A 25,312-nucleotide genomic window follows, 5' to 3' on the forward strand; every position below is an offset into this window, starting at 1 on the left:
TAAATGATATCTTGGATGAATATTCATCCAAGATATTATTCTTTAACTTTTGAGAAGTAGAGGAGGTTAAGATTTAAATTGGGTGAAATTTTAATTGGTATTATATTATTGATATTAAGTAGTGTAGTCTATTTACAAGCAGATGCATTTCCAGTCTCTAAATACGCTGTATTAGGGCCTGGTGCTTTTCCTAAATTAATAGCAATTTTTATGGGGGTTTTATCTCTATTATTAATTCTGTCTAAGATAAAGGACGTATTTAATAAAGAATCATCTTTCAATTTTACGACGGTTTTGAATAGGTATAAATATCCTTTCTTTACATTGATGTTTTTCCTTATTTATATCAAGCTAATGCGTTATATTGGTTTTAGAATTTCTACATTCTCATTCATTATTGCTACTCAATGGATGCTGGGACCAAATAAGATGAAGAAATTGCCTATAATGTTGGTTATTGCTATTATACTTAGTTTAGGTTCTTATTATTTCTTCCAGAGTTATTTAACAGTTGTCTTTCCAACAGGAATTTTATTTGAGTAGGTTATAAGCGAGGAGGTATTATATATGTTGGAAATATTAGTTCAAGGAATTCAAGAAGTATTTCATTTAAGTATATTAATTAAGATGTTCATAGGTGTTGCTGCTGGGATTACAGCTGGAGCAATACCAGGTTTTACAATTACTATGGCTATAGTATTGACTTTGCCTTTTACATTCGGGATGAGTCCTATTCAAGGTGTCACTACTATGGTTGGTGTATTCATTGGAGGATTATCAGGTGGATTGATTACTGCAGGTTTACTAGGAATCCCAGGGACTCCTTCTGCAGTGGCAACAACCTTTGATGCATTTCCAATGGTGAAGAAAGGAGAACCTGGAAGAGCTTTAGGAATCGGGATTTGGTCTTCATTCTTTGGTTCTCTAATAAGTATGATCTTGTTGATTACGATTGCACCTCAAGTAGCTAATTTAGCTATGAAGATAGGGCCATGGGAGTACTTCTCTTTAGTAGTCTTTGGTCTAACTATTATTGCTAGTGTTACAGGTGACTCCATTGTAAAAGGTCTCATAGCAGGTTGTTTTGGGTTATTGATTGCAACTGTTGGTGTAGACCCGATGAGTGGGGTGCCTAGATTTATCTTTGGCATTGAGAATCTTGGGGCTGGTATACCATTCTTAACAGTTCTAATAGGTGTTTTTGCTGTTTCTCGTTTATTGACGGAATTAGAGGTGAATGAAGAAGATGAGGAGCAGACAACAGGAATTGGTATAGATAGTAATATTAAATTTGCACCTTTAGAATCAGCTAAAGAAGTATTATCTCAGCCAGTAAATTTAATTCGTTCTTCAATAATTGGAGCTTTTATTGGTGCAATACCAGGAGCAGGTGCAAGTATTTCTAATATTTTAGCTTATGATCAAGCTAAAAAAGCTTCAAAACATCCTGAAAAATTTGGAACAGGTATTGCAGATGGGGTTATTGCCTCAGAATCTGGTAATAATTCTACTGCTGGCGGTGGTTTAATTCCTATGATTGCATTAGGTATTCCAGGTAGTGCTGTTAGTGCAGTAATGTTAGCAGCTTTGATGGTTCATGGTATTAATCCTGGTCCAATGTTAATTAAAAATAACCCTGATGTAGTAGGTAGTATTTTTGTCAGCTTCTTTGTGGCAACAGTATTTATGTTAATAATACAGTTTGTTGGAGCTAGATTATTCTTAAAGATTACTAAGATACCTAAGTATTTATTAGTACCAACAATACTTTCTTTATGTGTTATTGGTGCATATGTTTTAAATAATAGATTCTCTGATCTTTATATCCTTTTTGTTATGGGGATTATTGGCTATATACTTAAAAAGTATAACTTTGCTTTAGCACCGGTTATTTTAGGAGTTATTTTGGGTCCTATTGCCGAAACTAATTTAAGACGAGCTTTAATGACTAGTCCAGATTGGAGCTTGTTCTTTACTAGACCTATTTCAGTAGGATTCTTAATTTTAGGAGTACTATCTATAATCTATGCTATATGGCAGAATAATAAAAGTAAGCAAGTAGCAGAGAAGGTAAGTGCATAAATATTAGAGAATTAGAGATGAGGAGTGACTAGGATGAGTAAAAAGAACGCTTATTTAATGGAAGAAATGTCTTGGCTTGAAGTAGAAGAGGCCTTAGAAACAGTAAAAGTTGCAGTAATTCCTGTAGGTGCCCATGAACAACACGGGCCAAATTTAGCAGAAAGCTGTGATGCAGTAAGAGCAAGAGAATATTCTAAAGTAGTTGGTGAAAGAATGTATCCAAAAGTTATGATAACTCCAACAGTTAATTTTGGAATTTCTTTTCATCATTTAAATTTCCCAGGGACTATATCTCTTTTACCAGAGACTATGATAAGTCTTTTACGGGATATTGTTAAATCTTTAAAGCATCATGGAATCGAAAAGTTTTTATTCTTGAACTCTCATGGTGGTAATGAAGCAACATTAGATACGGCTATTGTTACACTCAAAGAAGAGTTAGGAGTAAAGGCTGCTCATATAAAGTATACTTTACTTGCTCCAGAAGCCATTAAAAAACATGTTAAGTCAGATTCCTCTGGACATTCATGTGAAAGAGAAGTTTCTGAAGCACTTTATTTAGCTCCAGAAATAATTAAGCAAGATGAATTAACTCAAGGAGAAGTAAAAGATTTTCCGTATAGTCTAACTATGCAGAATAAAGGTCCAATCAAAGTAACTTATGACTTTGAAGAATGGACAGAAAATGGTGCTTTAGGTGATGCAACTAAAGCAACTAAAGAGTTTGGTAAGGAGTTAGTAGAAGAATCACTAACTAACCTAGAAGAATTTATAACTGATTTCATTGAAAACTAAAAATAATTATATATTTATGAGGTGTTTAGATTATGTTAAATGAAATAACTATGCAAAGTTTTTTACTAATCCTTGGAACAGGTCTTGCTGCAGGTTTTATTAATACTTTAGCAGGTGGAGGTTCTTTTATTGCAATGACTGTTCTAATCTTTTTAGGGTTACCATCTGCTGTTGCTAATGGAACAAATAGAGTTGCTATTATGGCTCAAAATCTTGTAGCGATAGGAAACTTTAAAAGAAAAGGATTTTTTAATTATAAGCTAGGACTTATGCTGGCTATACCAGCAACAATAGGTTCAATTATCGGTTCCAAATTTGCTATTAGCTTACCAGAAGATATATTTAATAATATTTTAGCGGTAGTTATGCTAGTTGTTCTTGTTTTAACTCTTTGGGAACCTCAAAAGAGATTTGAGATTACATCTGGTGATGAACTTACTCCTGTTAGGAAACTGATTGCTATAATTGTCTTCTTCTTTGTAGGAATCTATGGAGGACTTATTCAGGGAGGAGTTGGATTCTTTATAATTGTTTCTTTATCATTAATTACCGGAACTTCTCTAGTTAAGGTCAATAGTATTAAAGTAATGATTATAGGAATGTATACAGTTTCTTCTTTAATAGTCTTTTTGATGAACGGAAAAGTGAATTGGGTATTAGGAATTGCCTTAGCAATTGGTAATGCAATTGGAGCCTGGTTAGGTAGTAATTTTGCTGTAGCTAAAGGTGATAAATGGATCAAAGTTATTTTAACTACTGCAATTTTATTTATGTCCGCAAGATTACTAGGAGTATTTAATTTTTAATATAATATTTAGTCTATTACAGCATAATATGAATCTCTTATCAAGAGAGGCGGAGGGACTGTCCCTATGAAGCCCGGTAAAATAACCCCTTCTGCATTTATCAGAAGGGGATTTCTTTATTTAACTATAAACAAAATTTATTACAGTTTAGCTTAACTAACATATGTAATTATGTAAAACGCTGGGTAAACATACACAAAAATAGCATAGTTTAATTTATATATATGTTATAAAATTATAAATCCTATTAATTTTTCCTTGTTTCGACATTAAATTAATGGTATACTTTTTAACAAATTATATAAAAAAGAAGAAGCAATTACTTGTGATCTATCTTATAGCAAGAAGGGAGGGATTAAATTGAATGAGCTTTTAATAAAAAATGGCTTAATTATTGATGGAACTGGACAAAGCAGATTTAAAGCTGATTTATTAATCAAAAATGACAGAATATTTGAAATTGGAATGATTAACCAAGATGGATTCAATAATATATTAGATGCCAAGGGTAAGATAGTTTCTCCAGGATTTATTGATACACATAGTCATTCAGATTTAGGAATTTTATTAGATCCTTATATAGAACCCAAAATAAGACAGGGAATAACAACAGAAGTATTAGGCCAGGATGGTATTTCAATGGCGCCGCTTCCTTTAGAATATACTAAACCATGGAGAAAAAATTTATCAGGACTTAATGGCGATAGTGATAAATTGAATTGGGACTGGGAAACTACAGAAGGTTATCTTAATTTATTAGAAGAGTCAGGAATAGGGCCTAATGTATCATATCTAGTTCCACACGGAAATATTCGGATGGAAGCTATGGGACTTGATGATAGAGCAGCTACTAAGGATGAGTTAAAGAAAATGAGACAGATTACACGTAGATCATTAGAAGCTGGTGCTGTAGGTTTATCTACTGGATTGCTTTATACTCCATGTGCTTATGCAAATACAGAAGAATTAATAGAAATGTGTAAAGTAGTTGCAGAGTATGATAAGGTATTTGTTATCCATCAGCGGAGTGAAGCAGATGCAATAATAGAGTCTATAAAAGAAGTTATTAAAATAGGAAAAAGAAGTGGTGTAAGAGTACATTTTTCACATTTTAAAATATGTGGTAAAAAGAATTGGGAGAAGATTGATAAAGTAGAAGAATTATTAGATTATGCAAAGGATGAAGGGATTAAAATTTCATTTGACCAATATCCATATATAATAGGTAGTACAATGTTTGGAGCGATTCTACCTTCTTGGGTTCATAATGGAGGTACGGAAAAACTACTAAATAGATTAGAAAGTTCTAAATTAAGAACAAAAATAATAAATGATATCAAAGAAGGTATTCCAGGTTGGGATAATTTCATTGATTTTGCTGGATTAGATGGAATTTATATAACAAGTGTAAAAAATGATAAAAATAAAGATTGTGTAGGAAAAAATTTGCTTGAAATTGCTGAAATGAAAGGGAAAGATCCATATAATGCTGCTTTTGATTTGATTTACGAAGAAGAGAATGCTGTAGGAATACGTATTAATTATGGAAAAGAAGACCAGGTGGCTAGGCTTATGCAGAGACCGGAACAAAATGTTTGTACTGATGGATTATTAGCAGGAAAACCTCATCCTAGAGTATATGGAACATACCCACGAGTACTAGGTAAGTATGTTAGAGAAGAAGGATTATTGAGTTTAGAAGAAGCAATACATAAGATGACTTTAAAACCGGCTGAAATATTTAATTTGAATAATAGAGGAGTACTACAGAAAGGTAAGAAAGCTGATATAGTTATATTTGATTCAGAAAAGATAAAGAATAAAGCTACATTTGAAAATCCTATGCAGTATCCTGAAGGTATTGAAACAGTAATTATAAATGGTAGACCAGTTATACATCAAGAAAAAAGGTCTGAATTGATAACAGGAGAAGTGATAAGGCGATAATATTTAAAGGGGGTTAAAATAGTGTTAACAGAGAGTAGAAAGGAAAAATTAATAACTTTATGTCAAGAACTTATAAAAGCACCTAGTTATTCAGGAGAGGAAGAAGAAGTAACAAAGGCAGTAAAGAATAATATGCAAAAATTAGGTTTTGATAATGTTAAGATTGATAAATATGGAAGTATGATTGGGCATATTAAAGGTAAGGGTACCGGTAAAAGTATTCTTTTCGATGGACATATTGATACTGTGGGTATTTCAGATAGAAGTTTATGGAGTCATGACCCATTTGGGGCAGAAATTGTTGATAATAAGATTTATGGACGTGGTGCTTCAGATATGAAGGGGTCAGTAGCAGCAATGATTTATGCTGCTAGCTGTTTTGCTGAAGACAAGAACTTTAAAGGCGATGTATATATTTCTTGTTCTGTTCATGAGGAATGTTTTGAAGGGGTAGCAGGAAGAGAGATTAGCGAATATGTAGAGCCTGATTACGTAGTAATAGGTGAGGCAACTAATTTAAATTTAGCAAGAGGACAACGTGGCAGAGCGGAAATAAAAGTAGAAACATTGGGTAAGACAGCACATTCTTCTAACCCACAAATAGGGAAGAATGCTATACGCCATATGATAAACCTAATGCAAGAAATTGATAATATCGATTTAAATGAACACGATGTTCTAGGAGAAGGAATTTTAGAAGTAACAGATATTATTTCTAATCCATATCCTGGGGCTTCAGTTGTTCCTAATTTATGCAAAGCAACTTATGATAGAAGAACATTAGTAGGAGAAACAAAAGAATCGGTATTGAATCAGATAGAAGAAGAAATTAATCGTCTTAAAGAGATAGATGAAGATTTAGAAGCACGAGTATATTATGCAGAAGATGAAGAAGACTGCTGGACAGGAGAAAAGATTAAGGCAGAACGGTTCTTTCCAGCATGGTTGTATGATAAAGACCACGAATTAGTTCAAAAGGCTTCAACCGGTCTGGCACAAGTAGGTTTAAATCCTGAGATATCACATTATTCATTTTGTACTAACGGTAGTCATTTTGCTGGAGAAAAGAATATTCCAACTGTTGGGTTTGGACCGTCTCAAGAACATTTAGCTCATGTTATAGATGAGCATATTGAGGTTGATCAATTATTAAAAGGATGCAAGGGTTTTTATGGGATTATGGAAGCAGTTTTAAAATAATTTTGATTATATATAATTTAATAATACAAAGTTAGTGAAGAATAATAAAGTTTATATGAATTTATTATTGACAAACCTATAGATGTTCTGTTAAAATAAATACTAAGTTATAAAAATAAAACATAATATGAATCTCTTATCAAGAGAGGTGGAGGGACTGGCCCGATGAAGCCCGGCAACCAGCTACTTAAAATTTATTTTAAGTAAGCAGTGGTGCCAAATCCTGCAGAACGGATTGTTCTGATAGATGAGAAGAGTGGTAAAATAACCCCTTCTGCATTTGTCAGGAGGGGATTTCTTTATTTAACTATAAATAAAGCTTGGTAGAGATTCGAAAACAGAGGAGGATTCAAATGAAGAAAAAGATTACTGTAACATTTGTGATCATTGTTTTGTTGGCTAGTCTAGTTATTGGATGTTCAAATAGTAAGGAGAGTAAGGTGAATAATGCAAGTCAGGAAGCGAGTTCTGAGAAGAGAGTTTTAAAGGTGGGGGCAACAGCTGGACCATTTACTGAGATTTTAGAAAAAGTAAAGCCGATTTTAGCTAAAGAAGGTGTTGAATTAGAAATTGTTACATTTACTGATTATGTAGCCCCTAATTTAGCTTTATCAGAAGGGGAAATAGACGCTAATACTTTTCAACATATTCCATACTTCAATAGTTTTAAAGAAGGTCGAAATCTTAACTTAACGACAGTAGGGAAGACAATAATAATTCCTATGGCTATCTATTCAAATAAGTATAAATCACTTGACCAATTGCCTAAAGGAGCAACAATTGCCATACCTAATGATCCTACTAATGGTGGTCGAGCCTTATTGCTTTTGGCTAAAGCAGGTGTATTTGAATTAAAAGAAGGTGTTGGGATAAATGCAACAGTTAGCGATATAGTAGAGAATCCTAAAAATATTAAGATTCATGAAGTGGACGCAGCTCAAACAGCTCGAGTACTTCCAGATGTTGATGCAGCTGCTGTAAATAGTAATTATGCTTTGGAATTAGATATGAATCCTAGAAAAGATTCTATACTTATAGAAGATGCAGATTCGCCTTATGTATGTATTGTAGCTGTAAGACCAGAGGATAAAGATGATCCTATTATTAAAAAGTTTGTGAAAGCCTATCAGTCAGAAGAAGTAAGAAAATTTATTAATGAAAACTTTAATGGTTCTGTTATTCCAGCATTTTAAATAATTGTTTTTAAGGAGGTAATAGCTATGCATTTAGTAATGGCATCACCCAATAGATATATACAAGAAAGTGGTATCTTAAAGGAAACTGGTAAACATATAACACCACTTGGCAACAAAGTTTTATTAGTAGGAGATAAGACGACTCTTGCAGTAGTTAGAGAAGATTTAACAGAAAGTCTAAATAATGAAGATATTAAGTATAAAGAAGAAGTATTTGGAGGAGAGGTTACCAAAAAAGAAGCAAAAAGGATTGCTAAATTAACTGAAGATGAAGGTTTTGAGGTAATAATCGGTATTGGTGGTGGAAAAGCAATAGATACTGCCAAAGCAGCAGCAGCTTTTGCTGATTATCCATTTGTTGCAGTACCTACAATAGCTTCTAATTGTGCTCCTTGGACTCCACTATCTGTATTCTATAATGAAGAAGGGGAATTCGAAGAATATGTAATATTTCAGTATAGTCCGACCCTTGTATTAGTGGATACTGAGATTATTGCTAAGTCACCTATAAATTATTTTAAAGCTGGAATTGCTGATACAGTAGTTAAATGGTATGAGGCAAGAGCTTCATCAGCTAAGAAGGAGAAGAATATTCCTACTCAAGCAGCTTTAAATGTGGCTCAACAATGTGCAGAGAATTTATTTAAATATGGAGTTCAAGCATCTTATGATCTAGAAAAGAAAAGACCTACCAAAGCAGTAGAAAAAACAGTAGATTGTATAATTGCTTTAAGTGGAATGGTAGGAGGTTTAGGAAGTGATAATTGTCGTATAGCAGCTGCCCATGCTGTTCATAATGGGTTTACAGTTTTAGATGAAACTCATAATATGTTACATGGCGAGAAAGTGGCTTATGGTAATCTTGTTCAATTAGTGTTAGAAGATGATAAAGAAAATTTTCATAAACTGATGGATTTCTTAAAAAAATTAGATCAGCCTATAACTCTAAAAGGGTTAGATCTTAAAGAAGTTACTGAAAGTGATTTAAGAAAAGTTGCTAAAGCGACTTGTAAGCCTGAAGAATCTGTTCATAATATGCCTTTTAAAATTACATCAGATATGGTGTTAGACGCTATAAAAAAAGTTGATAAGAGTGGCCAGAGTTTATTATAGTCCATCATTTTCCTTTTCTAAAAGAGAGTAGTTTGATTTAAATCAAACTACTCTCTTTTAATATTAATAATTTTTTATTAAAATTTTAAAGTAAAATTAGTTTAAAAAACCACAAAAATTAAGCTTTTTATAAATCCTAGCCCAGGAACGACGACAAAAGAGTATGGACAAATCCTTATCCTTAGCTTGGGCTTTTACTTGATTACATAAATTGTGACTAACATAATCAGTAAGAACTAATACCATATCTGTTTCTTTAGTCAAATGACAAGCTTTACATTTACGGCCTGTTATATGACTTACACAATCAAACCCTAACTGTTTTAACCTGTTTGGAATTTTTCCTAATTTATCTCCACCTATAATAGTGATTGACATTTATCTCACCCTCTTTATTTATGTAGATAAAAATTTATAATTTTAAAATAATACCACTTAAAATGATAATCATTATCATTTAGATATAATATTAGCATACTTATTGCAATTTGTCAAGGGTGTAAAGAGTGCAAGTGGTCAAAAATCTCCGGAAACGGGGCTTTTTATAATTAATTTCTTATGAAGAATTTTATAGGGATAAAAAGATATGATGCAGAAGTTTAGTTTACTTGTAAATATAAATAAAAAATTATTTATGGCTTTGCAGGAATACTAAAATTTATCATGTAATAGTAATATAACAATGAAGAAGTGATAGTTATGAGGAGGGAGTATTATTTTAATAGTTGGAATTAACGGTAGCCCTAATGAAGATGGGAATACAAAATATTTACTAGATAAAGCATTAGATGCAGCAAAAGCAGAAGGAGCTAAGACAGAAGTAATTCAAGTTTCTGATGCATTAGCGGAATTAGATGAACCATATTGTACTGCTTGTTCACAGCCTTGTGTTGGGGCTTGTTATGGGGATACTAAACTAGAGGAATATCATGAATTATTAGCTAAAGCTGATGGAGTTATAGTTGGTAGTCCAGTCTACTTTGGTACAGTTAGTGGTCAGTTAAAAGGATTTTGGGATATGACTCGATCTCTAAGAGGTGAAAAAAGCTTATTAAATACTGTAGGTGGTGCCTTATCAGTTGGTGCTGGTAGATTTGGTGGTCAAGAGACTACCTTAAAAGCTATTCATGATATGATGTTAGTTCAAGGTGTAATAGTTGTTGGAGATGGAGATAGTGAAAGTGATGCTGGTCATCAAGGCGCTGCTGGTCAAATGAAATCAGCCGAAGATGAAAATGCTCAAACACGTGCAGAAATTATAGGTAGAAGAGTAGCTAAAGTGGCTAAAGCTACCATGGATTTAAGATAAAGAATTAAAGAACATTAATTAAGTGAATAATATTGATTAGATACTAAAGCGGCTATCACAACTGATAGCCGCTTTAGCTTTAGTGATAAAAATAGTAATTAAATTAAGAATATAATCCTTGAATAAATTTCAGTAATTTTTGTTAGCCTAATGTTGATAATTTATTTTAGTATGTTATAATTTAATTAAGTGTTAACTTAATTAAATTCAAAGTGCTTAAGGAGGTGTTAATATAATGTGTAACTCAAATAATTCTAAATGTAAACACCCAGAAAAGCTTAAAGGCAAGCCAGGTGAATGTTCTCAGGAACGGATTCGGAAATGTCATGGTGAACAAAAGGGGCATTCTTGTAAAAATAATAAAGAAGAGTAATTAGATTTATAATACGGAGCCTATCAATAGGCTCCGTATTATAATAATTAAGAAAAAAGTTGAGGTGATATTATTGGTTTATGGATTAACTTTAATTTTAATAATCATTCTTTTTATTAAAGATAAAGAGAAAACAATTGCTGGGATTAAGAAAGGTATTAAAAAACTCAATAAAAATTTACCGGTTTTTTTAAATATGATAATTTTAGTAGCAATTTCTTTATATTTTGTTTCTGATGAATTAATTGTTAAATATTTAGGACAAGGGAGCGGTTGGCTTGGAGTTTTATTAGCAAGTCTTTTAGGGTCTATTTCTTTAATGCCTGGCTTTATTGCTTTTCCTCTCTCAGGATTACTTTTAAATAAAGGGGTTAGCTATACCGTAATTGCTGTTTTTACTACGACTTTAATGATGGTTGGGATATTAACTTATCCAGTAGAAAAAGAGTTTTTTGGAGTTAAGGTAACTATTATTAGAAATGTCTTAAGCTTACTAATAGCTTTAATTGTTGCTTTATTTATAGGTATTTTTTATGGAGAGGTGGTAATATGAATTGGGATAGTTTAAAGAAATATACTTTATCATTAGTATTTTTTATTTTTATCATAATCAGCTTTTGGGTTAATTATAGCCCCGGGCAGCAAGTATACTTTAATTTTCTTGACTTTTTGATGACAATGCTTAAGTTTATACCTGCAGTTTTTATCTTAATTGGACTCTTTGACGTTTGGGTAGATAGAGAAGTTATTGAGGAACATTTAGGTGAAAAATCAGGTGCTTTAAGCTTTTTGTGGGCTATTTTATTATCAGGAACTACTGTAGGTGGAGTATATGTAGCTTTTCCTGTTGCTCATGCTTTAGCTAAAAAAGGTGCGAGTTTAAAAGTGATTTTTACTTATATAGGAGCTGCGGCTGTTTGTAGAATACCAATGACCTTATTTGAAGCTTCTTTTTTAGGAATTAAATTTTCTTTAATTAGATTACTGACATCAATTCCGTTAATTATTTTAAGTAGTATTTTATTAGAGAAATATTTAAATAGGAATGATTATAAATTGACGAATAATTTATCTAATTGAAGGTGATTTTTAATCTAAAACTTGATTATACATAGTAGGTTATTTTCATTTAGGTTGCCTATATTAAATAAATACTATATAATTTAATTAATAGAGAAAATTTGTTAGGGGTGGTTATACTGCAAGAACTTCTTAAAGGATTGAAGGCAGTGTCAGACGAAACTAGACTAAAATTATTGGTATTATTATTAGATAAAGATTATTGTGTAGGAGCATTAGCAAAAAAATTAGACATTTCTAAATCTGCTATATCCCAACATTTAAAAGTATTGAGAGAAGCTGAATTGGTTATAGGAGAAAAAAGAGGTTATTGGGTTCATTATTCTGTTAAAGAAGACCAGTTGGATAAAATCACAAAAAAGTTAAATAATCTTTCAGAATATTATTCTTTTGAATGTACAGGTTGTTGTAAACATAATGAAAAATAGATATATTTCATAATAAAAACTCCCTGGTATACCAGGGAGTTTAAAAGTTTATAATTTTAAAAAACAAGGTCTAAATCCCAACTTAATTTGGATTCATCATATTTTTTATCACGAGATGAATAAACACCTAAATGTAATGGTTTTAAACCTAATAACCTTAAGTTCATTTGTGCTCCAAGACCGTAAGCCGTTGATTCTCTTGTTGAAGATAGATAATCAGAGAATAAATAAAGTTGAATATCATTTACCTGGATTATCTTCATAAATTCTAAAGCTGGTAGAAAATCATGAGTATAAACCCAATCAATAGTTGCTTGAAAGTCAGCTGTTTCTTCAGGTTCTATTCCTCGATATATATCTGGGGAAGAGAGAATATCAGTATTGTTATAGACTATCTTTGGTTTTATACTCCAAATACTACTCAATTTAAATTTGGTTTGGTGTGAAGTCAGTACTTTATAAGAGTCAAAATCAGGTGAAATTAGCAAATCAGTTTCACCTTGAAACTTAATATTATTAGTACTTAAGTCATATTCATTTGTTAATAGGTTAAAATCTTGGTGATTAATCTTCTTTCTTCCAAAGCCAATAGTATAATTATTAGTATAGTATTTCATAGTTAGTTCCATTTTGTCTTCTTCAGAGTTTATTTTACCTTTACCAATCAAGTCTATATTTGGTGTTACTTGCTTTAATCTAATTGAAGTCTCTAAATCATCAGTATCTTTATCAACATTTAATACTGTAAAATCAATATGTTCTTTTGTAACTTTAGCACCATATTGAGGTTTAAATAATTCATCTTTAAATAGTTCTTGCTTAAAAAGCGAATTGTCCTTACCAAAATAAATTAGCGGTTTAGTCATGTAGGAATCTATCATTAAACGATTATATTTTATATTCTTTAATGTTTGAGATATATTTAGAGTTTGTTTACGTTCTAATTTATTTAAAGCAATATTGTTTTGTTTTAATAATTCCTTAATTTCTGGAATCTTTTTTTTAGTTTGACTATAACCTAATTTTATAAGAGAATCAGCTAATTCAAAATCCATAAATGAATAATTGCCTACATTATTGTTGATTATTATATCAGAATATTTATTGACTATTGGAGCTGAATTTCTTTTTTGTAGTAACTGGATCATTCTAGACAAAGCACGAATTGGATTATTATATTTATCGTATGCAAGCTGGTCAATAGCCGTTGATGAGATAATTATATCTGCTCCTAATACTTTAGCGGTTTTAGCAGGAGTTAGTTCTACCACTCCGGGGTCTACCAGATAAAAGTCTTCTTGATTATATGCTGATTTTTTATGTACTGGAAAATAAACAGGAATCGCATAAGAACTTTGAATTACATTAGAGATTCTACCAGAAGTATGAACATATTTAGCACCTCTATTTAGATCAAAGCTTAACAATACTGTTGGAATTGGGAATTCTTCTAATCGTTTATTAGGAGCTAATTTTTCCAATGAATAATTGACTTTTTTTGTTTCAAGTAAAGATTGTGTAGAAGGAAAGTTTAATTCAAACATCTTCGAAAAAGTTACTTCAGTTGCTATCTTTTCAATCTGTTTAATCGGGATACCACTACCATATAAAGTACCAATAATTGCTCCCATACTAGTACCTACAACCATATCAATCGGTATATTTTCTTCTTGTAGCGCTTTCAAAACGCCAATATGAACTAAGGCTCTAGCTCCTCCACCTCCCAGAGCTATTGCTATTGTAGGATCATCTAATTTATCAAACTGCTTAGAATCTTCTATTATATAGGTTTCATTCCCCATTTTGACTTTTTGGTATATTATTTTTGCAGAATCACTTAATGCAAAAGTTTTAGGGGTAAGTAAAATAAGGATAAGTAATAATATTAAGTAATTATTAAATTTATTTAATTTCATTTATATGACTCCTTCTGTTGATATATGTATAATAATAATAGTAATGGTTATTATAACATATCCATATTGAATAATCCAAGAATAATTTAGCTTTAATTAGGATATCTTAAGAATAAGACTTTATATAAAGAGGGATTTAATGATTGATGCAGAAAAAGTATAAAATGAATAACTAAGTAAAGGATTGATTTTAAATGTCCCTCTATAAAACAGAAGCTATTGTATTAAGACATTATGAATTAGGAGAAGCTGATAAGATAATTGTTCTATATACTAGAAATAACGGTAAAGTAAAAGCCGTAGCCAATGGAGTACGAAAGACTAAGAGTCGTTTAGCTGGCGGTGTAGAGTTATTTACTTATAATGACTTATTACTTTATAAAGGAAAGTCTTTATTTACAATTAGTCAATGTGAAATCATGAATTCATTTGCTAATTTACGTGGCGATCTCTTTAAAATGGCATATGCTTCGTATTTAACTGAAGTAGTGAATGAGTTTGCAATTGAGGAAGAGAAGAATGAGCCATTATTTGCATTAATTTTGACTACACTTTATTTATTATCAGAAAAGGATGATTTAGAATTAATTATTAGATTTTTTGAACTAAGATTACTTAACTTATTAGGATATCGGCCAGAGGTTACAGGTTGTGTAGAATGTGATAAAGTAATAAATAAAATAAAACGAGTAAAATTTAGTTCTCAGTCTGGAGGAATAGTTTGTACAGAATGTTCTTCATTTGATCAGTATGCCATGCATATAAGTCGTGGAGCTCTGGCAATTATGCAGCGATTACTTGAAATTGATTATAGAAAATTAGATAGATTAAAAGTACCAGATAATTTTAGAAGAGAATTAGCTAAAATACTACCTAATTATTTACAGTCTATTATAGAGAAGAAATTAAAGAGTTTAGACTTTATTCAAACTTTAAGCCATATGGAAACCTAAAAAGAGGTGAAATGATGAAAAAGACTAAACAACAGCTAGAGAAAATAGATCTTTTACGTGAAAGAACAGGTGTTGGCTATAAGGAAGCACAGGAAGCCTTAAAAGAAAGTAAAGGTGATGTTATAGATGCTGTAGTTATTATAGAAGAAAAGAAACAGCGACAGAAAAAAGAGTTTCATGTAGCTGGAAATAAGGTAGTTAAAAAGGTAAAAGAATTGATTAAACAAGGTAACGTGACTAAAATTCAGATTAAAAAAGGTAAAGAAGTTCTAGTGAATATCCCAGCAACTGTTGGGGTATTAGGAACTGTTATTTATCCACCTTTAGCTGTTTTAGGTATGGCGGTTACTATAGCAGGCAAATATACATTAGAAGTAGAGTATGAAGGGAAGTAATTTTTGAATTCTTATTGACAAGACTTAACAAGTCTGATATATTTAATACAAAATTAGAGAATTAGCTGTGAGGAAGAAGAAGAATAACTAAGGGTAGCTATTAAAGCGAGCTAGGGGTGGTGGAAAGCCTGGTATAGCTTCTTAGTAAATGGCACTTTGGAGCAGTAGTTTAAAGGGAATTGTCTATATTATTTAGTATAGTAGATAATTAACCAGGGTGGAACCGCGGGAAACCTCGTCCCTGATAGTAAATGAATTGCTATCAGCGACGAGGTTTTTTATATTTAAAATTTTTGTATTTTAAAATAAAGGTGAGAATTAAGGAGGAATAGAAGAAATGAATTTTCAGGATATGATTCAAACATTAAATGAATTTTGGGCTAACCAAAAATGTATAATTCAACAGCCTTACGATATCGAGGTAGGAGCAGGAACCATGAATCCAGCTACTACTTTAAGATCATTAGGACCAGAACCTTGGAATGTAGCTTATGTAGAACCATCTAGGAGACCGACTGATGGGCGTTATGGAGAGAACCCTAACCGATTGCAACACTATTATCAATATCAGGTAATAATGAAACCTTCACCAGAGGATATTCAGGAGATATACTTAGATAGCTTATGTGCATTAGGTATTGATCCTCAAAAGCATGATATTCGATTTGTAGAAGATAATTGGGAATCACCAACCTTAGGTGCTTGGGGATTAGGATGGGAAGTCTGGTTAGACGGTATGGAAATTACCCAGTTTACATACTTCCAACAAGTAGGAGGATTTGATGTTAAGCCAGTTTCTGTAGAGATAACTTATGGTTTAGAAAGAATTGCTATGTATATGCAAGAAGTTGATAGTGTTTATGATATTGAATGGGTAGATGGAATTACTTATGGTGATGTGCATCATCAAGGAGAAGTAGAACATTCTACTTATAACTTTGAGGTAGCAGATATTGATACATTACTTGAATTATTTAATCTATACGAAGCAGAAGCAAAGAGAGCTGCTAAAGAAGATTTAGTTCTACCAGCTTATGATTATGTATTAAAATGTTCTCATACATTTAATATGTTAGATGCCCGAGGAGCTATTAGTGTTACAGAACGGACAAGTTATATTAAACGAGTTAGAGATCTTGCTAATTTATGTGCTAAAGCATATGTAGAGCAAAGAGAAAGATTAGGTCATCCATTACTTAAAGAAGCAAGGGGGACTGACGATGAGTAAAGAAAAATTATTATTAGAGATTGGAACAGAAGAGATTCCAGCAGGATTCATGCAACCTATTTTCGATCAATTAGAAAAGCTAGCTGCTGAATTATTTAAACATTATAGGATAGATATTGATTCTATAGATACTTATGGTACTCCGCGTAGATTAACATTACTGTTAGAAGGGGTTAACAAAGAACAAAAAGACTTGACTAAAGAAGTAAAAGGACCAGCAAAAAATATTGCTTTTGATGATGAAGGTAACCCTACTAAGGCTGGAGAAGGATTTGCCCGTGGTCAAGGTTTAGCAGTAGATGAATTAGAGGTTCGGAATACTGAAAATGGAGAATATTTATTTGCTGTACAAAAAGAAGAAGGTAAAAGGACAATTGAATTATTATCTGAACTCTTAAATAAACTAATTAAAGATTTAAGCTTTCCTAAAGCCATGCGCTGGGCTGATAAGGATCTTAGCTTTGTAAGACCAATCCAGTGGATATTAGCTTTATATGGTGAAGAGGTAGTTGATTTAGAGATAGCAGATGTTAAAGCAGACAGATATACTCGAGGTCATCGTTTCTTAAGCGAAGGAGAAATAGAAATAGATTCTGTAGATGATTATTTTGATAAATTAAATGATGAGTATGTTATAGTTAATCAAAATAAGCGAAAAGAGATGGTCATAGAGCAGATTAATAAGTTAGCTGATGAAGTTCAAGGAGAGGTATTAATAGATAAAGGTTTGTTAACGGAGGTTATTTATTTAGTTGAATATCCAACAGGTTTAATGGGGAGTTTCGATGCTGAATTTTTAGAATTGCCTCGAGAAGTATTAATTACTTCTATGCGTGAACATCAACGCTATTTCCCTGTAGAAGGTAAAGATGGTAACTTAATGCCCCGTTTTATTACTGTTAGAAATGGTTCTAAAGATTACATAGATATAGTTAAAGAAGGTAATGAGAAGGTGCTTAGGGCTAGACTAGCCGATGGCAAATTCTTTTATGATGAAGACCAAAAAGAAGATTTAGAAGTTAAGATTGAAGAATTAAAGGATATTATATTCCAAGAAGATTTAGGTACTATTTATGAAAAAGTAGAAAGAATAGTTGAATTAACTGAGAGATTTTCAAAAGTTCTTAATTTAGATGAAGACCAAGTAGAAATAAATAAGCGGGCTGCATATTTATCTAAAGCTGACTTAGTTACTGAAATGGTAACTGAATTTTCAAAATTACAAGGAGTTATGGGAAGAGAATATGCAAAGTTGTCTGGAGAAGATGAGGTAGTAGCTGAAGCTATCTTTGAACATTATCTGCCACGTCATGCCACAGATATCTTGCCGGAATCTACTACTGGACAATTAGTAAGTATAGCAGATAAGATAGATAATATTGTAGGTTGTTTTGGAGTAGGGTTGATTCCAACTGGTTCTCAAGATCCATATGCACTACGAAGGCAAGCTCAAGGAATAGTTAGAATTATTTTAGAAACAGAATTAAATTTAAACTTAGATGAATTAGTAGAGAATGCATTAACATTACTAGATGATAATAATAAATTAAAACGAGATGCTGATGAAGTTAAAGAAGAAGTTATGGGTTTCTTTAAACAGCGTTTAGAGTGGTTTATGAATAAGCAAGATATTAGATATGATGTTCGAGATGCTATTTTAGCTACAGAATTTGCTGATATTAAAGATGCTTTTGAAAGAGCAGAAGCTTTAATGGAATTTAGAGAAAAAGAAAAGTTTGAAAATTTAATTTCTGCTTATAATCGAGCTAGAAATTTAGCAGTTAAAACTAATAATGATCAAATAGATCTTGAACTATTTACTGATTCATCAGAGGAAGAGTTATATAATGCTTATTTAACTGTACAAGAGAAATTGCAGCAATTATTAAATGAAAAGAATTATGTTTCAGCTTTACATGAGTTAGTTAAGTTGCAAGAACCAATTGATAAATTCTTTAATTCAGTAATGGTTATGGCAGATGATGAAACAGTTAAGGAGAATCGATTAGCTCTATTAAAGAATATAGTTAATATCTTTACTAAAGTAGCTGATTTATCAGAAATTGTAATTGACTAATCATCTATGATTAAAACACAAAAAGGTTATATTGAACAAATCATAAATTTTTGACAGAAAGATGACTTTTTGTGGTCAAACTATATATAATATTTTAGGAGCTGATAAGTAATATGTCTAAACCCATGGTTTTTATAGTTTCTGATTCTATTGGAGAAACAGCTAGACAAGTAGTACAAGCTGCAATTACTCAATTTAATGGTTCTGGAGTAAAGATCAAGCGTTTTTCTTATATGACAGATTTTGATGATATAACTGGAGTAATAAATGAAGCGAAAAAAAGAAAAAGTCTCATAGCATTTACTTTAATAAATCCTGGTATTAGAGAGAGGTTAAAGAAAGCGGCAGATAAAGCTGAGATTGAGTATGTAGATATTATGGGACCGATGATGGATTCATTAAAGAAAGTATTAGATATAGAACCTAAATTACAACCGGGTTTAGTACGACAATTAGATGAGGAGTATTTTAAAAGGGTTGATGCTATAGAATTTACTGTTAAATATGATGATCGTAATGATATTGCAGGAATTAAAAAAGCTGATATAGTCTTAGTAGGAATCTCTAGAACTTCTAAAACCCCAATGTCTATTTATCTTTCTTATCGTGGTTATAAAGTAGCTAATATTCCATTAGTTCCAGAGATTGATCCACCAGACATCATATTTGATAATCCTGATAATAAGATGATTGGATTAACTATTTCTCCTGAAGCATTAAATGAGATTAGACAAGAAAGATTAAAAGCTTTAGGTTTAAATTTAGAATCTGATTATGCTTCTTTAAAACGGATTAATAAAGAATTAAGTTATGCAAATAAGATAATTAGAAATATAGGATGTCCAATTATTGATGTGACAAATAAATCAGTAGAAGAATCAGCAAACCATGTATTAAAATTAATAGAAGATTAATATACTATAATTGATAATTAAAATCCCTGACTCTAATAATTAGGTTCAGGGATTTTAATTATGTTGCACAAATTTAGTTAAATTCAAAAAAAGATTAAAAAACCTCATCTAAAAGAAGGAAAAGTGCACATTAATCTAGTATAATGTAATTGGAAAAGCAATATGATGCACAATAGTCATTAATAGTGCAACACAATTAAAATTTGAAGGAGGGGTTAGAAATTAAGTTAAGTAATAGACAGAATAAGATAATAGAAATTGTAAAAAATGATGAGCCTATAACTAGTAAAGATATAGCTAATCAGTTAAACTTAACTCGTAGTGCCCTCCGGTCAGATCTATCTATTTTAACTATGGCTAATATACTAGAAGCAAAACCAAGAGTTGGATATTTTTATGTACAAGATAGTTCTCATTTAACAGATTTTAATGAACTATATAATATAAAGCTTAGTAAGATTAAATCAGTACCGGTAGTAGTTAAAGAAGAAACTTCTGTTTATAATGCTATAGTCACTTTATTTTTAGAAGATGTTGGTTCTTTATTTGTGATTGATGATGATGAGGCTTTAGTAGGGGTTATTTCAAGAAAAGATTTATTAAAGCTGACAATTGGTGAGACTGATATAAATCAAGTTCCAGTCAGTGTAGTTATGACTAGAATGCCAAATATAATTACTACTCGTGATAATGATACTGTTTTTGAAGCTGCTGAAAAGTTAGTAAATTATGAAATAGATGCCCTACCAGTGGTTGAGAATTTAACTGATAAAGCAGGAGTACCATTAGAAGATAAATTAAAGGTAATAGGTAGAGTCAGTAAAACAAATATTACTAGAGTATTTACTGATTTTGGATTAGAGATGTAGGGAGGGAGATAATGTGTTAAGTAAAGCAGTTAATGGAGGTTTAACAGTATTTATTGTTTCAGACTCTATAGGCAAAACAGCAGAAACTGTAATTAATGCTGTAGCGAGTCAATTTAATGCCAATAATATTAAATTGAAAAAATTTACTAATGTAACTAGTATAGCTAAATTATCAGAAATAATTAATAGAGCAGAAAAGAATAATGTAATTTTAGCTTATACTATTGTTTTGCCTGAATTATGTGAATATATAGAAGATGTAGCAAAGAAGTTGAGTATTGAAATAATAGATATTATGGGACCGACCATGTCTAAGTTTTCAGAGGTATTAGGACAAAAACCGCATTTAGAGCCAGGTCTAAATCGTAAAATAGATCAGGCTTACTTTGAGCGGATTGCTTGTATAGATTTTGCAGTAAGATGTGATGATGGAAAGGATTTAAGAAGGTTAAAAGAAGCTGATATTGTAGTAACTGGTGTCTCTAGGACTTCTAAAACACCATTAAGCATGTATTTAGCTCATCAAGGATATAAAGCAGCGAATATTCCTATAGTGCCTGAAGTAGATCCTCCCCAGGAGTTATTTGATTTACCATCTTATAAAGTAGTTGGATTAACTATTGATCCAATTACTCTACAAGAGATTAGAAAGCAAAGGTTAAAAGCAATGCAGTTTAATAAAAATGCTGATTATGCCAAAGTAAATAGGATTTTAGATGAATTAGATTTTGCAGAAAAGATTATGAAGAAGATAGGTTGTATGATAATTAATGTAACTAATAAGTCGATTGAAGAGACAGCTAGTAAGATATTATCTGAAAGAGGTGAATTATAAGTGGAAAGAGAATTAGCTTTAGAATTTGTTAGAGTAACAGAAGCAGCAGCTTTAGCTGCTGCACCATGGATGGGAAAAGGAGATAAAATTGCCGCCGATCAAGCCGCTGTAGATGCCATGAGAGCTGTATTTGACACTGTGAACATTAAAGGGACAGTAGTAATTGGAGAAGGGGAAAAAGACGAAGCCCCTATGCTTTATATTGGTGAAGAAATCGGATGTAGTGACTCACCTGAGTTAGATATAGCCGTTGACCCAGTAGAAGGAACTAATTTAGTTGCTAAGGGATCCCCAAACTCCTTATCAGTAGTAGCTGCTGCTAAAAAGGGTTGTTTATTAAAGACCCCGGTTTGGTATATGAAGAAGATAGCAGTAGGTCCCGAAGCTAATGGAGCAATTGATATTGAAGCAACGCCTACTGAAAATTTAAAGTCTGTGGCCAAAGCTAAGGGAAAGAATATTTCAGATATAACAGTAATCTTATTAGAACGACCTCGTCATGACGAAATGATTAAAGAGATTAGAAATGCTGGAGCTAGAATTAAATTAATCAGTGATGGTGATGTCGCCGGCGGAATTGCTACGGCTTTAAGTCACACTGGTGTTGATATGTTAATGGGAATCGGTGGTGCCCCAGAAGGAGTGTTAACTGCCGCTGCTTTAAAATGTTTAGGTGGAGAGATTCAAGGTAAATTGCATATTAGAAATGAAGAAGAAGCCCAAAGGGCTAGAGAAATGGGAGTTGATGATTTAGATCAAATCTTTACTACTGATGACTTAGCTAAAGGGAGAGATGTTATGTTCTCAGTGACTGGCATAACTAATGGAGAATTATTAAAAGGTGTTCAATATCATGGTGATGACCAGGTTGAAACTCATTCTATTGTAATGAGAAGTAAGACAGGAACAGTTAGACATATTAAAGCACATCATAAAATTAGTCAAAAACCATCTTATTTTAAAGATGAAATTAATACTTTTTAAAAGGAGTTGATATTAAAAATGTCAGCAAAGAATAAAGATATTTATTCATTTGAAGAAGGTTCCTTAGACTTAAAACCTTTATTAGGAGGTAAGGGAGCTAGTTTGGGAGAAATGACTACATTAGGTTTGCCAGTACCTCCAGGAATGACAGTAACTACAGAGGCTTGCAATCTTTATTATGAAAATAATGAAAAGTTAACAGAAGAACTTAAGGAAGGCATTAAAGAATACTTGATTGAGCTTGAAGAAAAAACAGGCAAGAATTTTGGTGATAATGATAGTCCATTACTTTTATCGATTCGCTCAGGGGCAACGATTTCTATGCCAGGTATGATGGATACTATTTTAAATTTAGGTTTAAATGATCAAGCTGTTGAAGGATTTGCTAAAGAAACTAATGATGAACGTTTTGCTTATGATTGTTATCGTCGTTTCATTCAAATGTTTGGGAATGTAGTTTTAAAGATTGAAGGTTATAAATTTGGTAGAGGTTTAGATGAATTGAAAGAAGAGGTTGGGGCAGAGAATGATTTGGCTTTAACTACTGAAGATTTAAAAGAATTAGTTTCTAGATATAAAGAAATTATTAAAGATGAGGCAGGAATTGATTTTCCACAAGATCCAATGGAACAGTTAATTACTGCTGTAGAAGCTGTTTTTGGTTCTTGGAACAATAAGCGAGCTATTATTTATAGAGATGCTCATGAGATTGATCATAGCTTAGGAACTGCTGTTAATATTCAAACAATGGTCTTTGGTAATATGGGAGATGGTTCTGGAACAGGAGTTGTCTTTACTAGAAACCCATCCACTGGAGAGAATAAATTATATGGTGAATATTTATTAAATGCTCAGGGAGAAGATGTAGTAGCTGGAATTAGAACTCCACAATCTATTCAAACTCTAAAAGAACAATTACCTGAAGTCTTTGATCAATTAGTAGAAGTAACAGAGACTTTAGAAGAACATTATAAGGATATGCAAGATATCGAATTTACTATTGAAAATGGACAATTATATTTATTACAGACTAGAACTGGAAAAAGAACAGCTAAGGCTGCCATAAAAATAGCCGCTGATATGGTGGCAGAAGGATTAATAGAGATAGATGAAGCATTGTTAAGAGTAGAACCAAAACATATTGAAAAAGTATTACATCGACAAATAGACCCTGAAGTTGAAACTGAAGTAATAGCAAAGGGATTACCAGCTTCACCTGGTGCAGCTTCTGGAGAAGTAGTATTCTCTGCTGATGAAGCAGAAGAGTTAAAAGAGAAAGGAAAGAATGTACTCTTAGTTAGCTTAGAAACTACTCCAGAAGATATTCATGGAGTAATTGCTGCTGAAGGTGTCTTAACTACTCGTGGTGGGATGACTAGTCATGCTGCAGTAGTAGCTAGAGGAATGGGTAAATCTTGTGTTTGTGGATGTGAAGGAATTAATATTGATTTTGAGGTAGAAGAATTTGTAGTTGGGGATACTACTGTCAAAAAAGGTGACAACCTTACTATTAATGGTGGAACCGGAGAAGTAATGGTTGGTAGCGTAAAGATGACAGAACCAAAATTAAGTGAAGAGTGTCAGCAAATTTTGAATTGGGCTGATGAATATAGAGATTTAGGTGTTAGAGCTAATGCAGATAACGGTCCTGATGCTCAGAAAGCATATGAATTTGGTACAGAAGGAATTGGGCTTTGTAGAACAGAACATATGTTCATGGCTCCTGATAGAGTGCCTATAGTACAAAAATTAATTCTTAGTGAGTCAGATGCAGAAAAAGAAGAAGCTTTAACTAAATTAGAACCAATGCAACGCCAAGATTTTGAAGAAATATTCACTGCACTGAAAGGTAAGCCAGTAACTGTTCGTTTATTAGACCCACCATTACATGAATTTTTACCTGATTTAACAGAGTTGGTTAAAGAAGTAACAGAATTACAGCAATCAGATGCCAATGAAGAATTAAAAGAAAAACAAGAATTATTGAGAAAAGTAAAAGATATGAATGAATCAAATCCAATGTTAGGTTTTAGAGGTTGTCGTTTAGGTATTATGATTCCTGAAATTTATGAGATGCAGGTTAGTGCTATCTTTAAAGCAGCTATTAAATTAGTTAAAGAAGGTAAAGAAGTAGAACCTGAAATTATGCTTCCATTGATTACTCATGTAAACGAATTTAAGACGTTAAGAACTAGAGTAGAAAAAGTGGCTGATCAATTATTAGAAGAAGCAGGCTTAGATTTAGAATATAAGATCGGTACAATGATTGAGTTGCCAAGAGCATGTATGACTGCTGATCAAATTGCCGAGGAAGCGGATTTCTTCTCCTTTGGGACTAATGATTTAACTCAGACTACTTTTGGTTTTAGTCGCGACGATGCAGAAAGTAAATTTTTACATTACTATGTAGAGAAAGAATTGCTTCCTGAGAATCCATTTATTTCTCTAGATGCAGATGGAGTTGGACGATTAGTTAATTTAGCTACTGATTCTGGTCGAGAAGTTAACCCAGATTTAAAGGTTGGGATTTGTGGTGAGCACGGTGGTGAACCGAAATCAATTGCTCTTTGCCATGAATATGGTTTGAATTATGTTAGTTGCTCTCCTTATCGAGTACCAGTAGCACGGTTAGCAGCTGCCCAAGCTAAAATCAAGAGTGAATAATCAATCTTAATTGGTTTAAAGAGATAAGATATTTTTCATCTTATCTCTTTTTTATATTTTCTTTTACTTTTTCTTTTTTAAAGGAATTCTTAAGGGGATTGTGTAATAATAATATAACAGTTAAAAGAGATACTATACCCTTAAGGAA

At 32.0% G+C, this 25,312-nt stretch carries 24 protein-coding genes and 1 riboswitch; of the genes, 22 read left to right on the plus strand and 2 right to left on the minus strand.

What is annotated here, in order from left to right; all coding sequences use genetic code 11:
* Positions 1 to 78: 78 nt before the first annotated feature.
* The 8 genes from B5D41_RS07830 (at position 79) to B5D41_RS07865 (ending at position 9,139) form a co-directional block, all read left to right on the plus strand.
* Complete coding sequence (locus B5D41_RS07830; protein WP_078810074.1) at positions 79 to 543, plus strand: tripartite tricarboxylate transporter TctB family protein; 465 nt, start codon at positions 79 to 81, stop codon at positions 541 to 543.
* Positions 544 to 567: 24 nt separating this feature from the next.
* On the plus strand, positions 568 to 2,082 hold the full coding sequence (locus B5D41_RS07835) for a tripartite tricarboxylate transporter permease (RefSeq protein ID WP_078810075.1): 1,515 nt from the start codon (positions 568 to 570) through the stop codon (positions 2,080 to 2,082).
* 33 nt (positions 2,083 to 2,115) lie between these two features.
* A complete protein-coding gene (locus B5D41_RS07840; RefSeq protein ID WP_078810076.1) occupies positions 2,116 to 2,877 on the plus strand; it encodes a creatininase family protein in 762 nt (253 codons plus the stop codon).
* A 32-nt stretch (positions 2,878 to 2,909) separates the two neighbouring features.
* A complete protein-coding gene (locus B5D41_RS07845; protein ID WP_234983917.1) occupies positions 2,910 to 3,683 on the plus strand; it encodes a sulfite exporter TauE/SafE family protein in 774 nt (257 codons plus the stop codon).
* A 360-nt stretch (positions 3,684 to 4,043) separates the two neighbouring features.
* Entirely contained in the window at positions 4,044 to 5,630 is a 1,587-nt protein-coding gene (locus tag B5D41_RS07850) for an N-acyl-D-amino-acid deacylase family protein (RefSeq protein WP_078810077.1), read from the plus strand.
* 21 nt (positions 5,631 to 5,651) lie between these two features.
* A complete protein-coding gene (locus tag B5D41_RS07855; protein WP_078810078.1) occupies positions 5,652 to 6,830 on the plus strand; it encodes a YgeY family selenium metabolism-linked hydrolase in 1,179 nt (392 codons plus the stop codon).
* 133 nt (positions 6,831 to 6,963) lie between these two features.
* Positions 6,964 to 7,084, plus strand: a riboswitch (SAM riboswitch).
* Between the two features lie 99 nt (positions 7,085 to 7,183).
* Positions 7,184 to 8,023 carry a MetQ/NlpA family ABC transporter substrate-binding protein gene (locus tag B5D41_RS07860; protein ID WP_078810079.1) on the plus strand — a complete coding sequence of 280 codons (840 nt, stop codon included), beginning with the start codon at positions 7,184 to 7,186 and terminating at the stop codon, positions 8,021 to 8,023.
* 27 nt (positions 8,024 to 8,050) lie between these two features.
* Positions 8,051 to 9,139 (plus strand): iron-containing alcohol dehydrogenase family protein, encoded by a 1,089-nt coding sequence (locus B5D41_RS07865; protein ID WP_078810080.1) that lies wholly within the window; start codon positions 8,051 to 8,053, stop codon positions 9,137 to 9,139.
* Between the two features lie 96 nt (positions 9,140 to 9,235).
* Here B5D41_RS07865 and B5D41_RS07870 read toward each other — a convergent pair whose 3' ends face one another.
* Positions 9,236 to 9,517: a DUF2325 domain-containing protein gene (locus B5D41_RS07870; protein ID WP_078810081.1), complete on the minus strand. Its 282-nt coding sequence runs from the start codon at positions 9,515 to 9,517 to the stop codon at positions 9,236 to 9,238.
* Between the two features lie 352 nt (positions 9,518 to 9,869).
* Between B5D41_RS07870 and B5D41_RS07875 the strand changes: the two genes are divergently transcribed.
* The 5 genes from B5D41_RS07875 to B5D41_RS07890 all read left to right on the plus strand — a co-directional run bounded on the left by B5D41_RS07875 (position 9,870) and on the right by B5D41_RS07890 (position 12,329).
* Positions 9,870 to 10,448 (plus strand): flavodoxin family protein, encoded by a 579-nt coding sequence (locus B5D41_RS07875; RefSeq protein WP_234983921.1) that lies wholly within the window; start codon positions 9,870 to 9,872, stop codon positions 10,446 to 10,448.
* A 235-nt stretch (positions 10,449 to 10,683) separates the two neighbouring features.
* Positions 10,684 to 10,821 (plus strand): hypothetical protein, encoded by a 138-nt coding sequence (locus B5D41_RS14245; protein WP_200806443.1) that lies wholly within the window; start codon positions 10,684 to 10,686, stop codon positions 10,819 to 10,821.
* 73 nt (positions 10,822 to 10,894) lie between these two features.
* The gene (locus B5D41_RS07880) at positions 10,895 to 11,374 is read left to right on the plus strand and encodes a conserved protein, permease-related protein (RefSeq protein WP_078810083.1); all 480 of its coding nucleotides are present in this window, start codon (positions 10,895 to 10,897) and stop codon (positions 11,372 to 11,374) included.
* Positions 11,371 to 11,901, plus strand: a complete 531-nt coding sequence (locus B5D41_RS07885; RefSeq protein WP_078810084.1) for a permease — start codon at positions 11,371 to 11,373, stop codon at positions 11,899 to 11,901. Before B5D41_RS07880 ends, B5D41_RS07885 begins: the two co-directional genes overlap by 4 nt.
* Positions 11,902 to 12,050: 149 nt before the next feature.
* On the plus strand, positions 12,051 to 12,329 hold the full coding sequence (locus tag B5D41_RS07890; RefSeq protein ID WP_234983919.1) for an ArsR/SmtB family transcription factor: 279 nt from the start codon (positions 12,051 to 12,053) through the stop codon (positions 12,327 to 12,329).
* A gap of 56 nt (positions 12,330 to 12,385) precedes the next feature.
* Here the strand turns inward: B5D41_RS07890 and B5D41_RS07895 are convergent, their stop codons facing one another.
* Positions 12,386 to 14,245 carry a patatin-like phospholipase family protein gene (locus tag B5D41_RS07895; RefSeq protein ID WP_078810085.1) on the minus strand — a complete coding sequence of 620 codons (1,860 nt, stop codon included), beginning with the start codon at positions 14,243 to 14,245 and terminating at the stop codon, positions 12,386 to 12,388.
* Positions 14,246 to 14,439: 194 nt separating this feature from the next.
* Between B5D41_RS07895 and recO the strand changes: the two genes are divergently transcribed.
* The 9 genes from recO to ppdK all read left to right on the plus strand — a co-directional run bounded on the left by recO (position 14,440) and on the right by ppdK (position 25,164).
* Positions 14,440 to 15,198 carry a DNA repair protein RecO gene (gene recO / locus B5D41_RS07900; protein WP_078810086.1) on the plus strand — a complete coding sequence of 253 codons (759 nt, stop codon included), beginning with the start codon at positions 14,440 to 14,442 and terminating at the stop codon, positions 15,196 to 15,198.
* Between the two features lie 14 nt (positions 15,199 to 15,212).
* Positions 15,213 to 15,593 carry a DUF4342 domain-containing protein gene (locus B5D41_RS07905; RefSeq protein ID WP_078810087.1) on the plus strand — a complete coding sequence of 127 codons (381 nt, stop codon included), beginning with the start codon at positions 15,213 to 15,215 and terminating at the stop codon, positions 15,591 to 15,593.
* Positions 15,594 to 15,930: 337 nt separating this feature from the next.
* Positions 15,931 to 16,821: a glycine--tRNA ligase subunit alpha gene (gene glyQ, locus B5D41_RS07910; RefSeq protein WP_078810088.1), complete on the plus strand. Its 891-nt coding sequence runs from the start codon at positions 15,931 to 15,933 to the stop codon at positions 16,819 to 16,821.
* Entirely contained in the window at positions 16,814 to 18,898 is a 2,085-nt protein-coding gene (gene glyS, locus B5D41_RS07915) for a glycine--tRNA ligase subunit beta (protein WP_078810089.1), read from the plus strand. Before glyQ ends, glyS begins: the two co-directional genes overlap by 8 nt.
* A 113-nt stretch (positions 18,899 to 19,011) precedes the next feature.
* Entirely contained in the window at positions 19,012 to 19,812 is an 801-nt protein-coding gene (locus B5D41_RS07920; RefSeq protein ID WP_078810090.1) for a pyruvate, water dikinase regulatory protein, read from the plus strand.
* 203 nt (positions 19,813 to 20,015) lie between these two features.
* On the plus strand, positions 20,016 to 20,681 hold the full coding sequence (locus tag B5D41_RS07925; protein WP_234983920.1) for a transcriptional regulator CcpN: 666 nt from the start codon (positions 20,016 to 20,018) through the stop codon (positions 20,679 to 20,681).
* 13 nt (positions 20,682 to 20,694) lie between these two features.
* Complete coding sequence (locus B5D41_RS07930; protein WP_078810091.1) at positions 20,695 to 21,516, plus strand: pyruvate, water dikinase regulatory protein; 822 nt, start codon at positions 20,695 to 20,697, stop codon at positions 21,514 to 21,516.
* Positions 21,517 to 22,500, plus strand: coding sequence for a class II fructose-bisphosphatase (gene glpX / locus B5D41_RS07935; RefSeq protein ID WP_078810092.1), 984 nt, complete (start codon positions 21,517 to 21,519; stop codon positions 22,498 to 22,500).
* Between the two features lie 18 nt (positions 22,501 to 22,518).
* Positions 22,519 to 25,164 (plus strand): pyruvate, phosphate dikinase, encoded by a 2,646-nt coding sequence (gene ppdK, locus B5D41_RS07940; protein WP_078810093.1) that lies wholly within the window; start codon positions 22,519 to 22,521, stop codon positions 25,162 to 25,164.
* The last annotated feature ends 148 nt before the right edge of the window (positions 25,165 to 25,312 follow it).

Source organism: Selenihalanaerobacter shriftii (assembly GCF_900167185.1).
GTDB lineage: Bacteria > Bacillota > Halanaerobiia > Halobacteroidales > Acetohalobiaceae > Selenihalanaerobacter > Selenihalanaerobacter shriftii.